The following is a 16527-nucleotide window of genomic DNA, read 5'->3' on the forward strand; positions in this document are numbered from 1 at the left end:
TATAACTGACAGCCCACACAACCCTTAAACTAATAGGGCCCAAGCCCAACAACGTACCTCATCTTTCTGAGAACTGCTATATTTTGAACCATTCCAAGTTTTGAGTGTTCATTGCCAACTGCTTTTATACTGGCATAGGTTATTACCACGATCGCAGAAATTACTAAAGCCAATAAAAACCGCAAAAGATACTTCATCGCTCTCTGGATTATCAAATAATCAGCGAAAAAACCAGAACCACACCGCCGCACCAATTACCATCAGCCAAAACAATTTACCGCCACTTCCTGAATCTGACGACCCAGTTAGCAAAACATACCTGTAATACCCCAGAACTTGCCCAGATTCGTTCTCAAGAGGCACAGAATTATCTCGACCATCCCAATAATTTCGGGGAGGATATTGCTGTTGATAATCCGAAATACTTTGCCAAGGAACTCGGGATGTTGGGCAATAATTGTGAGGAATATTCTGCTTGGTATTCGGTGGATAACTGTAGCATAGCTGCTGTCGGAAATGCAGTGATAAGCGCTCTCTTTGAGCCAGTTCCTTTTTAGTAATCGGCACAAACTCCGACTTCAAGTCGAAAACTGGGCGCGGGCCAACTTGGCTACAGCAATTACCACAAAACTGATTGTGAGTAAGGTTTGATGGTGTAGAGCAATTAGATTTGTCGCAGTAATGTTTTTCACTACCCTGTTGTTGTCGGTACATAATTCCTCCTGATTAGTGCAGGCGCGAGTGAATATTGCTAACAATATTCCTTCCCCTGCCTTCCTTCAAATACGGGACTTTCTGCAAACCAACTACAACCACAACACCCGATCGATTGCCACAAACCCAATGAATCTTTAAACAACAGTGGCTTTCGATCTCAACAATCAACCAAACAATGTCTCTGATACAAATTAACGAAGAGATTGATATCAATAGTCACAAACTTAAGCGATGAATGACAAGCTTGTCAACAGTTATTATAAATTATATTACAATAATTATATTGTGATAAAAAAATTTATATTAACTCCCTGGCTTAATTAAAATTCAGAAAACATTGCAAATTGATGAATAAAGTTCATATTTATTCATAGAGTCAAGAGTGTTAGGGGCGATCGCTTATTATGTGATGGACGGAAAGGTCGATCGCACTTTTCACACCATGCAACTCAAAAAGTCGATCGCATTGCACAATGCCAGCCGAAAGACCAACGTTATCAACCGCAAATACTTGGTCAAATGTAATTCAACTTTGTGTATCCACTACGCAAAACTCTACATAAGGCGTGAATACTTGCCCCGTCCACATCGCATCAAACGATTCCTCCTCCATCAAATAATGATAGTATAGGATTTCTTCATCGCTGCAATAGTTTTGTCGATCCTCGTTGTATAATCTTGACCATTCCTCATTTATTAAATAATGATAGTATTGTACTGATTCATTAGTGACTTCATACTTCAATCGAATCGAATAATTCCCTAAATTTTTTAGCGGAAATCCCAAAAATTCACGATTCGTAAAAGGCAGAGACAATAGTAAAGTTTGCTCGCGTTTTTTTTTATTGTGATGTTTGCGATCCCAACCAATACGGGCATTCGGAAAGACCATTACAGACTTCCCCGGCTTAATTAAGTGAAAATCAAATACGTGAGGATATCCAATGCCGTCCGCTTGGTATCCAGCATTAGTATTTTGACCGTCTGCTGCTAGAATTTCGGGAACAAAGTTATGATGGAAGCTAAAACAATACGAGTTTGACCTGTTGTTGGTAATGCGAACATATAACTTGACCGATGTATCATGATTTGATTTGGGTTTTGATGGCATGGGCACAACCACTACCATTTTTGACACAAATATTTCAAATCGGATGCCATCAACTTCGACAGCATTGTTATTAAAAAATTCTCTTTCTGTCATGATGCTTTCCCTCCTTATTCATTCATCCTAACGGTTTTCGATTGGGTGAAGATATCGGGCAAAGGACGGGGAAATACCTTGTCCCTGCGGTATTTAATAGAATTAAAAACTGCTCGATCTAGTATTGTAGCCGATGTAGTAGAAAACCCGCTCCCCTCGCCCCTCGGCAACCAGCAAGTGTCTCAGATCACAAGGCCGGTCGTAGCGAAGCGGGGCGTAAGCCATCGCCCTCACTGCCCAAAAACCTAAAAATATGTCAAATTAAGTAAGGGGTTATAAAATAACTCTTGCCATATCCGTAGACAGTTATGACAACAAAACTAAGAGCTACAGACACAGACAAAATGGAGATAGACTTGCAGCAGTTCAGGGCAGACCAAGAACTGATTCTCAACCAAGTAGATAATGCGATCGCTCTTTTCGACTCGTCTGACAGCTTAGTTTTGTTTAACAAAAAATTGGCCGAGACTTGGGGACTGTCCCCAGAATGGCTGGCAACCAAGCCTAAGTGCGACTTGTTGTTTGCCGAAATTGTCGATCGCGGTTACTTGTCGCTTCAGCAGTGGGAAGAGTTTCAGCAAGCACTGCAAACATCTCAGGATGAAAGTTTATCATTTTATTTCGAGCAATCCAATGCCGTTTGTTTGGAAGTCTTCGCCACAATTACCAACAGCGGCGGGCGGCTGTTTACCTTTCGAGACGTTACCGTATACCAAAACTCCCAAGCTAGTTTGAATGCAGAAGTCAGGCGCCTGACATTTCTTTTAGGCTTAACTGAACGCCTGCAAAACTCTCACAGTTTGCAAGAAATAGGTCAGTTTGCCCTCAGCTATCTGGTAGAAGCGACGAATGCTGCTTTCGGAGACGTGAAAGTGATTAGCGGTAAGGGAAAAGATCGGCAAGCGGCGGCGATTTCTAACCAAGTTTCTACTCAATTTCTGGCTAGTTACGGGGAACCAGTCGCCGCTGGAATGCAAGAATTGCTCGACAAAGGTATTCCCTACGGCACCGGTTTGCTGTGGGAAGTGGTGGAAACTGGTAAAGCTTTGTTTGTCGATGATTATGCCGAACATCCCAATGCTGTGCCGCAATTTCGGCATCCGGGAATCGGACAATTGGGCATTTTTCCGATCGCATCTACTGACGGCACAATCATCGGAGTGTTGACGCTGGAGTCGCGCAACGTCAAAAAACTGCAAGCTTCCCTCCACCAAGAAGTGCTCACGGCTGCTTGTCGGACTCTGGGGGCCGCAATCCAGCGGGCTCAGACACAAGAAAACCTCCGCCAAGTTAACGAACAATTAGAGTATTCTTCTCAGTTAAAATCCGAGTTTTTAGCCTCGATGTCCCACGAATTGCGGACGCCTCTCAACAGCATTCTCGGATTTTCTGACTTGCTGCTGCGCCAAACATCCGGCCAGTTGAGCGATCGACAAGTTAACTATGTAGAACTGATCGAAAAAAGCGGTCAGCACTTGTTGCAGCTAATTAACGATATTCTCGATCTTTCTAAAATTGAAGCAGGAAAAGTAGAACTCAATTTACTGCCTGTTCGCGTTCACGAACTCGCCACAGACTGTCTGAAAATGATTCAGCCGCGGGCAGACAAAAAGCGAATTGCTTTGTCTTTAGAACTCGACTACCGCATTACTAAAGTTTTGCTCGACGAACGGCGAGTGCGACAAATTGTGATTAATTTACTTTCCAATGCTATCAAATTTACCCCCGAACGGGGACAAGTTAAACTTAGCGGGCGTCTGGCCTACGGCAATGAAATTAATGGCGATTACCGCCCTGATTGTTCTCCTGTAAATGCCAGCACTCCCTACTTTTGTCTTGAGGTGAAAGACTCGGGTATCGGCATTCCTCAGGATCGCTGGCACTTGCTATTTCGACCTTTTCAACAGGTGGATTCTTCCCTGACTAGGCGCCACGAAGGTACAGGTTTGGGTTTGGCTTTGACTAAGCGTCTGGCGGAATTGCACGGCGGAACTGTTTCTTTTCAATCTATTTGCGATCGCGGCAGTTTGTTCCGCGTTTGGCTGCCTTTGACGGAGATGCGTCAAGAGTTGGGCAGCTTTGCTGCTTGTGCTTTGGATGCTAAGTTAGTTCCTGCTTCTGCGATCGCATTACCACTTGGCAGCAAGCGGATTCTGGTGGTGGAAGACCAACCTTTTAACCAAATGTTAATTTCAGAGGTGATGGAATTGGAGGGCTACGGGGTAGAGATTATCGCGGATGGTTCGTCAATGCTCGATCGCATCCTTGCCGCCTCTACTGCGCCCGAGTTGCTGCCGGATTTGATCTTGATGGACATTCAGTTACCCGATGTTGATGGGTTTGAGTTGATGCGCCGAGTGAAAGCAAATCCTGTCTGGGAGTCGGTACCGATGATTGCGGTGACGGCGATGGCGATGGCTGGTGACTGCGATCGATGTTTGGAGGCTGGCGCTTCTGCTTATTTGAGCAAGCCGCTGGATCTGAATTTGGCGATCGCTACAGTCCGTTCTTTTCTCAACTAACAATAATTATTTGCAGTTCCAGCAGTGCCATTTATTACAATTTATAAGTGAAAACGTTAGACTCAATAGTAGATAAATTTCTATAGGACTTGCGCGCACTTGCCTCAGAAACCCGGTTCCTGCCAAAAATATCGAGTTTAATAACTAGAAATATACGAATCAACCAGGTTTCGAGCATCTACACGCGCCAGTCCCGAGCTAAATTCAATATACATCATATTCCATGTCAAACAAGTCGCCCTGCATCATGTTGGTTGATGACGAGCCAGCTAATCTAATTTTACTGGAAGAGTTATTGCAAATGAAAGGATACGCCACAGTATCAGCGCGATCGGGCGATGAAGCCCTCTCCCTCGCCCGTGTATCTCGACCGGATTTAATTTTACTAGATATTATGATGCCGGATATGGACGGTTTTGATGTGTGCGAGATCCTGCGGAATGATACGGCTTTGCAAACTGTACCGGTAATTTTTTTGACTGCTCTCGATGACGATACCTCTCGCCTCAGAGGGTTAGAAATTATGGCCGACGATTATTTAACCAAGCCTTTTAACAGTCGCTTGCTGCTGGCGAAAGTTGAAAATATTTTGCAGTTGAGCCAAATGCGATCGCAAGTTGTGTCTTCCCAATTCAACCAGCAGGTAAAAGAGCAAAGCAAGCGCCAAATTGCCGCCGCCTGGGAGGCCAACGAATATCTTTCCGAAAAATTTCACCTATTTGTCCCGGAACAGCTTCTCGAACGAATTGCGCCCCAAGGGATAGAATCAATTCAGTTGGGCAATGTCACAGAAGAAGAGCTGACTATTTTATTTTGCGACATTCGCGGGTTTACGGCGATCGCAGAATCTCAAGAAGCACGCGAAACCTTTGAATGGTTGAATGCTTTTTTTACGAAAATGAACGATTGCATCACCTCCCACGGCGGGTTTATTGACAAATACCTCGGCGATGCCATCATGGCAGTATTTGACCAGCCGCATTCTCACGCTATAAATGCGATCGAAGCCGCAGTAGCCATGCAAGAAAGTTTGCATGAATTTAATGTCGAGCGCCACAAATACAATTTAGAATATCCCGTCAATATCGGTACTGGAATTAACACAGGTATCGGCATGATCGGCACCTTGGGTTCCGATCGCCGGATGGACTCTACAGTCATCGGCGATGTGGTAAATACAGCTTCTCGGTTAGAAAATTTAACTAAAATATACGGTTGCCAAATAATTGTTAGCGAAAATGCGATCGTTCATGCGAGAGAATTTCTAAATAGCATAAGTCCGAACTCAAGCTCAAAAGAAAGTTTATTATTAAAGTGTGACTTGGAAGCCGAAACACCGGAGAGTATAATTTCAACTACTCACGCAACAGCAGCCGACAGCCATTCGCCCACCCACAACTATTACTATCGCTGGATCGATCGAGTAACGCCGCGCGGCAAGCAGCAAGCTATTGAAATCTACGAAATCTGGCCAGCATCCAGTCCCGACTCTGAAGCCAAGCAGCTTACCCAGGCTTTATTTGACAAAGGAATTCAAGGATGGCAATCCGAAAGATTTGTCGCCGCCTTGGGATATTTTCAGCAACTAATCGAACAAAACCCTGCTGATACAGTGACCCGTTTTTATATAGAAAAATGCCAAGAAAAACTAGGTCTTATACCTGCCAATATCAGCTCCGAAATGAGATAAATAAAAAAGGTACGTAGTTGCGCTTCAGCGCTCTTTCATAGAAGGTACGTAGTTGCGCTTCAGCGCTCTTTCATAGAAGGTACGTAGTTGCGCTTCAGCGCTCTTACCCAATCGCAACTACGTACTTAAAAACTAACTCCATAAGAGTGGCTGTTACATCCTGGACTGATCCTAATTTGATCGCACATCAAACCGCCGTCAAAACCTGCTCTCTCAACTTCCCAATCAACTCATTAACTCCGCCAGAATTCAAACGATAACTCAAAGGATGACCAATCAAATAAGCCGAACTTTGAAACAAAACATCAATTTCCACCAAACCATTTTCCCGCAAAGTTTTGCCAGTCGAAACCAAATCCACAATCGCCTCCGACATACCCGTAATCGGCCCCAACTCCACAGAACCATAAAGAGGCACAATTTCCACCGGCAAATTCAAATTATGAAAATATTCCCTCGCACAGTGTACGAACTTAGAAGCAACTCTACCGTGAGGAGGCAAATCCACACTGCGTCTGTAAGAACTAGATTCCTTCACCGCCACCGACAGCCGACACTTGCCAAATTGTAAATCAATTAAATTTGCAACTTTCGGAGTTTTTTCCCGCAAAACATCATAACCCGCAACGCCCAAATCAGCTTGACCGTATTCCACATAAACCGGCACATCGTGCGTCCTTACTAGCAAAGCTTTTGCCGTTCCGGTAGTGTCATAAATTTGAAGTTGGCGGTTAGAGGAATCGAGAAAAGCACTGAAGTCTAATCCAACGGATTTAAACAGTCGAATGCTATCTCCTAACAGTCCGCCTTTGGGAAGTGCTACGGTAATCATATTGATTTGCGATTGTAAATTGCTTAATTTGGGATGCGGAATCGGCGCTGCCCGAGCGGAAACAGCTTTTTCCTCAACCACAATAGCACAAATTGTTCAAATATCAAAATAAGTTCAGGTATTGCTAATAATTGTGTTTGTGTATAATATATTGTATTGAGGCTGAGTTAAATCGAATTTTCTTAAGGATTGTCTGCTAAATAGATGATAGCTGAAAGTAAAACTATGACCAAATTGACTCTGGTAATCGGCAACAAAAATTATTCGTCTTGGTCGCTGCGTCCTTGGCTGGCGATGAAACAAGCTGGAATAGATTTTGCCGAAGTGAGAATCCCCCTAGACGGGCCGACAACCCATGGGGAAATTCGGCGCTATTCTCCTTCGGGAAAGGTGCCAGTTTTAATTGATGGCGACTTGAAAGTGTGGGAATCTTTAGCAATTTGCGAGTACGTTGCAGAACGCTTTGCAAATGATTTATGGCCGGCGGATGTAGCGCAACGGGCGATCGCCCGTTCCATCTGTGCCGAAATGCACGCAGGCTTCCAAAATCTCCGCGAAAATATGCCGATGGACTGCCGCAACCGCTATCCGGGAGAAGGAATGACGCCCGGTGTCGAAGCAGAGATCGATCGCATCTTGGCAATTTGGCGCGAATGCCGCCAAAAATTCGGCACCAGTGGCGATATGCTGTTCGGAAAATTCACAATTGCTGACGCCATGTTTGCCCCCGTTGTCATGCGTTTTGTCACCTACGAAGTCAAATTAGATGCACAAGCACAAGCTTATGCTGATACACTGTTGGCACTGCCTGCAATGCAGGAATGGCTAGCAGCAGCTTACAGCGAATCGGAAAGTATTGCACATTTTAAAATGTAGCAAAAATCAGTTTACTTAACCTCAACAGGTCGCGATCGCCACCTCACCACAGATGGCAACCACGGGGAATTTCCCCCTACAAAACCTGCTTGTTTGCAAGTTTTGTGTAATTCATGCTCAAATCAAAAGTCTAAAACCTAAAATCAGGATGCGGATTCTTTTAGTTGATGATGAAGTTGAGTTGACTGACCCTTTGAGTCGAGTTTTAACCCGCGAGGGTTATACCGTTGATGTCGCATTTGACGGCGCAAATGGCAGCAATTTAGCAATGCAGGGAAATTACGATTTGCTAATTTTGGATTGGATGCTGCCGAGACAAACCGGATTAGCAATTTGTCAGCAATTGCGATCGCAAGGACGGAATACCCCAGTCCTATTTCTCACCGCCAAAGACACCCTAGACGATCGCGTACAAGGACTCGACGCAGGCGCAGACGACTATCTAGTCAAGCCTTTTGAACTGCGAGAGCTCCTAGCCAGAGTCCGCGCCTTGCTGCGACGCCCCCCTACTTTTGACCCCGAAGTGGCTGTCGGGCGCCTGCAAGTTGCAGATTTACAGCTAGACTACGACAATCAAATAGCCTATCGGGGCGATCGAACAATTGACCTATCAGAAAAAGAATGTCAACTATTAGAATACCTAATGCGACATCCCGGTCAAATACTAACACACGAACAAATCCACCAATACCTGTGGAGTGAAGCCGAAAAACCCAGCAGCAACGTATTAGCAGCTCAAATTCGCCTCCTGCGCCGCAAAATAGAAGCACCCGGTGAATCCGTCCTAATTCACACAGTTTACGGCAGAGGCTATCGCTTTGCAGAACCCAGTTAATAATAGGAATTCTGCTCATCTTCCATCTTCCTTCGTGTCCTTTGCGCCTTCGCGGTTCCATCTTTCTTCCGAAGCATTCTTCCTTTTACGCCAGAGGCTATCGCTTTGCAGAACCCACTTAATAATAGGAATTCTGCTCATCTTTCATCTTCCTTCGTGTCCTTTGCGTCTTCGCGGTTCCATCTTCCATCCGAAGCATTCTTCCTTCACACCCTAAAGCAATCCCTACATATCTTGACAAACCAAAGTAATTACCGTCACCTCCGGCGGACAAAATAACCTCCCCGGCGCATAAGTACCCAAACCGCGATTCACGTACAACCAATTACTCCCAACCCGATGCAAACCGCTAGCCCATTCCCAGTGACGAACTACTCGATCGCAAGCCGACACAAAAGGAACAAATTTTCGGATTCCTTCAGGAATCAAATAACCAATTTTTCTCACCCAAGCATACAAAGGCCCGATACCAGGAATCACAATTTGACCCCCATGAGTGTGTCCCGAAAACTGCAAATCAATCCGCCACTGTTGCAGATTTTCAGCAGTATCAGGATTGTGAGACAATACAATCCGAGGAATCGCCGGATTGATTGATGCCATTAGAGGCGCAGGTGCAAAATCGCCAGACCAAAAATCTGCAAACCCAACTAAAGCCAATTCAGACCCCAAAGGATAAATCGCTTCATTGTACAAAACCCGAATACCTGCGTTATTCAAAGCATTAGCAACCTTAATTTTTGCCCCTGGATAATAGTGATCGTGATTGCCCAAAACAGCGTAAATTCCCACCCGACTTTGCAAATTTTTCAATCGCTGCACCAAGCCGTAAATAGGCGCCGGATCGTAGGTAATAAAATCTCCGGTTAAAAAAATTAAGTCTGGTTCCGCTTCATTAGCCGCCACAATCGCCTCTTCTAGCAACCATTCCGACAGCCGCTCCCCGTCATAGTGAAAGTCCGTAAGCTGTACAATTTTAGTACCCGATAGATTTGCTGGAAGATTAGCGATCGGTATTGTTAAACAGTCTACTCGCAGTTTCCCAGTTAATAACCTGTGCATAAATATAAGGTTTATTGAGAGAGCGCAACCTCTAGCTTAGCAAATAAACAGACAATACTGCAAAACTAGATGTTTTTCCCTCTTTTTTCTGCCATCTGACTAATAACTACTAACTGATGACTAATGACTAAGAAATCAGGACACGGCTAAGAAATCAGGACACGGCAGTGCCGTTTCCCTACAATTGATCGCGGTAGGGAAACGGCACTGCCGTGTCCGACCTATCATACTGACTAATGACTAATAACTAATGACTAATGACTAATGACTAATGACTACTGACTTCATTCATGATAAATCACCTCAAAAGTTTCGACAGCTTTCTTCTTACCTTTAACAATCACAGAGCCAATTTTCCTAAACTCAAACATATCTTTAGTAACGCTGTACACACTATCGCTCACCAAAATTTGTCCTCCCTCAGCCATTGACTGCAACCTAGATGCAATATTCACCTCATCCCCTATGGCAGTATAATCCATGTGCTGCGGCGAACCAATATTACCAACAACTACCTCCCCCGAACTAATGCCAATACCAGTCAGAAAATTATCCGCAATCCAAGGAACGGACATCCTCCTAATCCGTCGCTGCATATCGATCGCAGTTTCGATCGCCTTCCTTTCGCGATCGGCCACCTCCGAAGGCGCCCCAAACATTGCTACAATCATATCTCCCACAAACTTATTCACAGTACCTTCATGACTAAAAATTACCTCTACCATCTCCGTGAAATACTCATTTAAATACATCACTATTTTCTCAGCAGGCAGCTCCTCACACTTAGTAGTAAAATCTCTAATATCCGAAAAAAGCACCGTTAAATTGCGCTTAGTTGGATTTAGAGAAATATCTCCTTTAGCTTCGATAACTGCTCGCACCACCTGGGGAGAAAGGTATCTTTCCAAATTATTTTTAATTCGTTCTTCCTTCAATTTACTTTCATGTAAAAGCGCATTCTCGATCGCCGCGGCCGCTTGCGATGCCAAAGCCGTAAATAATTTTAAATCCTGTGCCGTATAGTTTACAAGTTCGTTATGACTAATATTGATAACGCCGATTGTACCGTTCTGAGTTGTTAGAGGTGCACAAATCATAGAACGCATCTCATTGTCTCCCATAACATATCTCGGATCGGACAATACATCATTGACTATTTCAGCTTTACCAGAAACAAAAATATGACCTGCTATCCCCATATTGGAACCGATTTTTGTTTTATGGTTGTACTCTTTACCCCTAGCAGAAACAATCTCCAGTTTTCCTGTCTTTTCATTCATTAGCATCACTGAAATATTGGTAGACTCAATCAACTTTTTCGCTTCAGTTACCACCAATTGACTGACTTCAGCCACACCCAAACAAGTAGCTATTTTGCTTGAAAAATCGTACAAAAAATTAACTTCTTCGTACTTATCTAAAGTATCAACAGCCAGAGTTCTTATATCCAAGTCGGCGCTGGCAGCATAACTCAGCATATCGGCAATAAATGCTGCTTTTTGACTTCCTGTTACGTAACCGATAACTTCATCGGCTAGGATGATAGGATAAGTATTGAAGTAGGTCTGACAATCTTCGCCCAATAAAATAGCCCCTTCAACATTCCGAATAGCCATCGGAGCGTCTAAAACACCGAGCGCGCCCTCAATAACCACCCGCAAATCTCTCTTAGAAATCAATTTTTTGAGATTGATACGAACCATTTACTTTGCTATTAATCATGAGTGAGCGATCTATCGTTATTCATTCGTTTGTAACCAGTCAGCCAATTTGAGGATAGAGATTTTAGATTTTAGATTTACAAGGGCAGATAACTCTGCGAGCTTGAAACTTAGTCTAAAATTTTTGGAGCATCCACGACTATAGCCGGGGGATTGTATCCGTTTTTGGGCAGGCTAGCAACCACCAAAAACCAAAAAATATTCTTGTGAATTGATTGTATACCTCTCGCTACATCTGTGCCGTCAAACCCAGAATTTCCCTAGCTTTGACCAGCACTTCTTTCGGGCGAAAAGGTTTAGTCATATAAAGATTTGCCCCCACAGCCATACCGCTTTGCTTATCATATTCTTGTCCCTTAGCTGTCAACATAATAATGTAAACGTCCTCCATACCTAGTTCATTTTTAACCGTATTGCATACCTCTAACCCGCTCATTTTCGGCATCATCACATCGAGAAAAACCAAATCCGGCTTTTCTTCCTTAATTCTGTTCAACGCCTCAACTCCATCTCTCGCAGTCAGCAACTCTACATCATCCTCATCTTCCAACTTTTCTAGAGCCTGCTCCATCAAAATCAGAATATTCGGTTCGTCATCCACAATTAAAACTTTTTTCACAACAATTTCCCATGAATGTGTTTGCTCAGCCCGTTATCCTCTACAATATCTCCCAAAACAATTATGGAGACTTTTTCCAAGCCCTTAGTAAGGCGCAATTTTTTGACTAATTCTTGCTCTTGAGATAAGGCTTCGTCAATAATAATTAAATCCAGCTCGATCGCTCTCACTCGATCCAGGCATTCTGTAACATCAGATGCCTCCATCACATTATATCCCTGAAAAAGCAACGCAGCCGACAAAATTTTGAAAGTAGAAGCATTGTTAACAACGACCAACACCGTCTTATTAGACATCCCTTGTCGCAGCAGCAAGCCGATCTCCTTTAACAGTCCCGCTATATTTATAGGCTTGGTAAAATACCTGTCAACTCCCAAACGCCAGCCCCTGTCTCTGTCTTGAATTAGAGACACGATGATAATCGGAATCCCCCGAGTTTCTGGGTCATTTTTGAGAACTGCCGCCACATCAAAACCGTCGATGTGAGGCATCATTACATCTAAAATAATCAGATCCGGTTTGACTGCTTTAGCCTGAGAAATAGCATCTCTACCGTTAATTGCCTCCGCGACTTTATATCCTTCTTGTTCCAGTGACTGCCTCAATATATCTCGGATGTTAGGCTCATTGTCAACAACTAAAAGTTGCTGGCCTCCTTTAACGCCGAGCGGAGTTCTGCTGAGCACTTGCTGTTTCAGTTGCCCGATTAAATCATTGATAATTTTGCATTTTTCCACCGACTCAATATTTTTAACTAGCGGTATACTAAAGAAAAAAGTGCTGCCCTTGCCTAACTCGCTTTCTAGCCAAATTCTACCGCCGTGGTGTTCAACGATTTGTTTAGAAATTGGCAGCCCCAAGCCAGTGCCTTTAGGCTTTTCGGTCAGGATATCTCCCACTTGTTTAAATCTTTCAAAAACTTTGCTTTGGTCTTCTGGTGCAATGCCGATGCCAGTATCAATAATGCTAATAACCAGCTCGTCACCCTCTACTCTTGCCCGACAGGTGACAGAACCTGATTCTGTGAACTTGACTGCATTCGAGATTAAATTGATCGCGACTTGAACCATGCGATCCCGGTCTACTAATACCTGTGGCAGTCCGGGACTAAAATCTTTAATCAACTTTAAATTATTCTTTTCTAATAAAGATGACGTAGCGGCGATAGCCTGTTTTAAGATTTGCACTGGATTTGTCGGCTGTAACTGCCATTCAACTCGCCCCGCTTCCATCTTAGCAATATCCAAAACATCATTAATTAAAGATGTCAGCCGTTCAGCTTCTGAGACAATAATGTTAATATTATCTGCAACTTTATTTAAAGCTTTTTTGATTTTTCTGTCTTCCGATACGACTCCGGGAACAATCACTTCTTCTAGTTTTTCTTTAATCAGCGAAGCAAAACCCAAAACCGAAGTTAAAGGCGTCCGCAGTTCGTGAGAAACTGTAGCCAGAAAATCAGTTTTCATTCGGTCAACTTCTCGTTCCACCGTCACATCTCGAATCAAAATCACCGAACCGAGAGATCGATCTGCTTCGTCTTTTACCGCTTCTTTCAGAATAGTGGTCGCTAAAGCTTGACCTATCCTAGAATTTTCTAGTTCCACTTCCAGCGTCACAATTTCTCCCTCTCTATGTTCAGTCGCCTCAACCAATTGGGCTAATTTTTTAGGAAATATTTCGGATACTTTTTTCCCCTTCAGGTCAACATCTTTTAATTCAAACATCGCCAGCAGTGCCGGATTAAACCTGGTAATTTTAGCTTCAATGTCAGTGACTAATAACCCGTCAGCCAAATTGTCAACGATCGCATTTAAGTCTGCCAAAGTCGTCCGCAATTCCCAGGACTGCTTTTTAGTGCGATCGAGCAATTCTGCTTGGTGCATAGCTACTCCCAATTGACTGCCAACCTGAGCCAGCAACCTCACTTCTCCTGCTTCCCACTCACGGGAACCAGAGTTCTGGTAAGCTGCTAGCAAACCCCAGAGATTTTCCCCCACAAAAACAGGCGCTACACAATATGCTTTGGCTTGAATTTGTTCCAGAATTTCGATATGACATGGAGAGTGACCAATTTTATAGATGTCATCAACTACAAAAATTTCTTGATGGCGATACCTGCCACCCTCAGTTTTTTGTAAATAATCATCTTGCCAGACTGTTTTAATTTTATCAGTTACTAAAGGTATCCAACCTTCTGCTACCGACTCCGACACAAATTCCCCGCTCCAGTTTGGAAAAAAACGGTAAACTCCAACCCGATCGCAATTGAGAATTTGCCGTACTTCTTGAGTTGTTGCGCTAAATATTTTGTCAATATTTAGCGTCTGGCGAATCCGTTCAATTACTCTAGTTAATGTGCGTTCCTGTTCGGCTGCTTTCGCCTGCTGTTTAGCTTGAAACTGTATTTGTTCTAGGTACTCGGATTGCTGCAAAGCCACGCCCAAATGAGTGGCAATTTGATTCAGTAACTTTACTTCTGTGTCTTCCCAGTGACGCGCACCTGTGTGTTGAAAGGCACTGAGCAATCCCCAGAGTTTCTCTCCTTTAAAAATCGCAACTACCGCACAGGATTTGACACCAAAATATTCTAAAGCTTCTATGTGACAATCGCTCTGGCCGGCATTGTAGATATCATCAGCGATAAAGGTTTCCGCACACCGGAATCGACCTCCTTGGTGTTCGTTTAAGTAGGGGTCTTCCCAACCGCTGCCTACCAATTTCGGCCAGTTTCCCGATTCAGATTCAAAGATAAAGTCGCCGAAATAGTCTTCACGAAATTGATAAATGGCAATGCGATCGACATTCAAAAGTTTGCGAACTTCTGTCGCTGCTGTCTGGAAAATTGTTTCCATATCTAAGGTTTGGCGGATCTTATCAATCATCCGAGTTATGGCTCGTTCTCGGTCTGCTTCCTTAACCAGCTCTTCTGTGCGTTTTCGCAATTGCTCCTCTAGAGTAGTCTGGAGTGCTGTTGACCGCCTATGAGCTTCATCTAAAAGTTTTGCTTGCTGTATTGCTACTCCTAAATGCACCGCAATTTGACTGGCAAAGTCAATTTCATCTTGCTGCCACTGGCGTGGGGCGCGACATTGGTGAATGCAGAGCAATCCCCAAAGTTTATTTCTTTTGATTAAAGGTACGATTAAGTTTGCTTTGACATTAAATTGAGCAAGAACAGCTATATGGCAATCGCTCAATCCGGCTTGATTGATATCATTGACTGCCTGAATTCTTCCTTGCTGATACCGCATTGAATATTGTTTACCAAAGCAGTGATCGTGCACCTTTACAGCTTTTACTGAATGAAACTCTGGGATCACGTCTTCTGACACAAATTCCCCGTCGTCAAATCCTGACTGCTGGTAAAATCGAAATATTGCTACTCGATCGGCATTCAGCAGTTGGCGAACTTCCCGAGCGGTTGATTGAAAAATAATATCTAAGTCTAACGACTCGCGAATTTTGGTCACTACAGCAAATAGCGCCTTTTGTTTGGCAACGATAGCGGGTTCGGGTTTCGATGCCGACTCTAGTTCGGCAACGCGCGCTTTGAGGGTTTTTATCTCGCTTTTGAGGGACTCGTAATCTTCTGTATCTAATCCTAGATAATTTTCTGACATGGGTTTAACTCTCTTGTGGTTAGTTTATTAAGTATTGATAGTTGTTTATTTTGATAAGTATTAACTCAATTTAATTTTTTTTCAACTAACTTTAGAGAGGATTTGCTCGCTCTGGTTTGATAATTATTGATTAAGGCTCAGTGCGCTAGATTGGCGATCGCACGAGTTGAATTGTCGATCGAACGCTACCCCGATCGAAGCTGGCTTACGCACGCAACTGCTACAGCATTTTTATAATATAGATGACTGGAGTAACAAGCTGTTTAAAACCCGCTGAGTCCCCTTCAGACTGGCATTCCCCGCCCCGCATCTATATTCTTTTGGCAATTTTCCAAGCTCAGACACAGCGCCGCATCCCGATCGCGCGCGGCTACCACGGGGAAGATGTCCCCTACAAAACACTATATATATACATTGCGACAACTGCGAGGGATTGCCCCTACAGCATCAATCTGGCATCTTGCACCACAGTCCGCAACGGACTCGCGTGCGGGTTCCACCAAATAATGGGCTTTTTTCGCCTCTGGATCGTTTCATCAGCTTTCCTGATGACTCTCATCAGTTAAGCTGTCGTTACAGGCCTTTACAAACCTTAACGATACCGTTAATAATAGAGACATCATCCGAACATTGAAAAACCAATAGCAATCATAAACACATGACGGCAACCTTACAACAGCGCGAAAGCGCCAATATCTGGTCGCAATTCTGCAACTGGGTAACATCAACCGACAACCGCATTTATGTAGGTTGGTTCGGAGTCTTGATGATTCCTACCTTGCTGACTGCAACAATCTGTTACGTAATCGCCTTCATCGCTGCTCCT

General features: G+C 43.8%; 13 protein-coding genes and 1 pseudogene. 6 read left to right on the forward strand and 8 right to left on the reverse strand.

The features are described from left to right. Nucleotides 1–219: 219 nt before the first annotated feature. Together JGK07_RS22265 and JGK07_RS22270 are read right to left on the reverse strand one after the other, a co-directional pair. Entirely contained in the window at nucleotides 220–714 is a 495-nt protein-coding gene (locus JGK07_RS22265) for a hypothetical protein (RefSeq protein ID WP_293184532.1), read from the reverse strand. A gap of 529 nt (nucleotides 715–1243) precedes the next feature. Then, a complete protein-coding gene (locus tag JGK07_RS22270; protein ID WP_293184530.1) occupies nucleotides 1244–1921 on the reverse strand; it encodes a hypothetical protein in 678 nt (225 codons plus the stop codon). 308 nt (nucleotides 1922–2229) lie between these two features. On the opposite strand from JGK07_RS22270, the gene JGK07_RS22275 reads away from it, so the two are divergent. Continuing rightward, nucleotides 2230–4443 carry an ATP-binding protein gene (locus JGK07_RS22275; RefSeq protein WP_293220674.1) on the forward strand — a complete coding sequence of 738 codons (2214 nt, stop codon included), beginning with the start codon at nucleotides 2230–2232 and terminating at the stop codon, nucleotides 4441–4443. A gap of 223 nt (nucleotides 4444–4666) precedes the next feature. Beyond that, nucleotides 4667–6133, forward strand: coding sequence for a response regulator (locus JGK07_RS22280; protein WP_293225531.1), 1467 nt, complete (start codon nucleotides 4667–4669; stop codon nucleotides 6131–6133). A gap of 187 nt (nucleotides 6134–6320) precedes the next feature. Here JGK07_RS22280 and hisG read toward each other — a convergent pair whose 3' ends face one another. Further along, the gene (hisG, locus tag JGK07_RS22285; protein WP_293184524.1) at nucleotides 6321–6965 is read right to left on the reverse strand and encodes an ATP phosphoribosyltransferase; all 645 of its coding nucleotides are present in this window, start codon (nucleotides 6963–6965) and stop codon (nucleotides 6321–6323) included. 225 nt (nucleotides 6966–7190) lie between these two features. On the opposite strand from hisG, the gene JGK07_RS22290 reads away from it, so the two are divergent. Next, nucleotides 7191–7841 carry a glutathione S-transferase family protein gene (locus JGK07_RS22290; protein ID WP_293198970.1) on the forward strand — a complete coding sequence of 217 codons (651 nt, stop codon included), beginning with the start codon at nucleotides 7191–7193 and terminating at the stop codon, nucleotides 7839–7841. Between the two features lie 148 nt (nucleotides 7842–7989). Beyond that, nucleotides 7990–8676, forward strand: a complete 687-nt coding sequence (gene rppA, locus JGK07_RS22295; RefSeq protein WP_293225529.1) for a two-component system response regulator RppA — start codon at nucleotides 7990–7992, stop codon at nucleotides 8674–8676. A gap of 15 nt (nucleotides 8677–8691) precedes the next feature. Here rppA and JGK07_RS22300 read toward each other — a convergent pair whose 3' ends face one another. From JGK07_RS22300 to JGK07_RS22320, 5 genes are all read right to left on the reverse strand, one after another. Then, on the reverse strand, nucleotides 8692–8817 hold the full coding sequence (locus JGK07_RS22300) for a hypothetical protein (RefSeq protein ID WP_293184517.1): 126 nt from the start codon (nucleotides 8815–8817) through the stop codon (nucleotides 8692–8694). A gap of 84 nt (nucleotides 8818–8901) precedes the next feature. Further along, nucleotides 8902–9738, reverse strand: a complete 837-nt coding sequence (locus tag JGK07_RS22305; protein ID WP_293184514.1) for a metallophosphoesterase — start codon at nucleotides 9736–9738, stop codon at nucleotides 8902–8904. Between the two features lie 284 nt (nucleotides 9739–10022). After that, nucleotides 10023–11441, reverse strand: a complete 1419-nt coding sequence (locus JGK07_RS22310; RefSeq protein WP_293225527.1) for an adenylate/guanylate cyclase domain-containing protein — start codon at nucleotides 11439–11441, stop codon at nucleotides 10023–10025. Between the two features lie 247 nt (nucleotides 11442–11688). After that, the gene (locus JGK07_RS22315; RefSeq protein WP_293157660.1) at nucleotides 11689–12084 is read right to left on the reverse strand and encodes a response regulator; all 396 of its coding nucleotides are present in this window, start codon (nucleotides 12082–12084) and stop codon (nucleotides 11689–11691) included. Continuing rightward, nucleotides 12075–15701 (reverse strand): GAF domain-containing protein, encoded by a 3627-nt coding sequence (locus JGK07_RS22320; RefSeq protein WP_293184510.1) that lies wholly within the window; start codon nucleotides 15699–15701, stop codon nucleotides 12075–12077. The genes JGK07_RS22315 and JGK07_RS22320 overlap by 10 nt, the downstream gene beginning before the upstream one ends. Nucleotides 15702–15943: 242 nt before the next feature. Here JGK07_RS22320 and JGK07_RS22325 point away from each other — a divergent pair, with 242 nt between their 5' ends. Continuing rightward, nucleotides 15944–16267: a hypothetical protein gene (locus tag JGK07_RS22325; RefSeq protein ID WP_293184507.1), complete on the forward strand. Its 324-nt coding sequence runs from the start codon at nucleotides 15944–15946 to the stop codon at nucleotides 16265–16267. 92 nt (nucleotides 16268–16359) lie between these two features. Next, a pseudogene (locus tag JGK07_RS22330) lies at nucleotides 16360–16527 on the forward strand (photosystem II q(b) protein); the annotation flags it as partial.

It is taken from the genome of Microcoleus sp. PH2017_24_DOB_U_A, from assembly GCF_020738205.1.
Lineage (GTDB): Bacteria > Cyanobacteriota > Cyanobacteriia > Cyanobacteriales > Microcoleaceae > Microcoleus.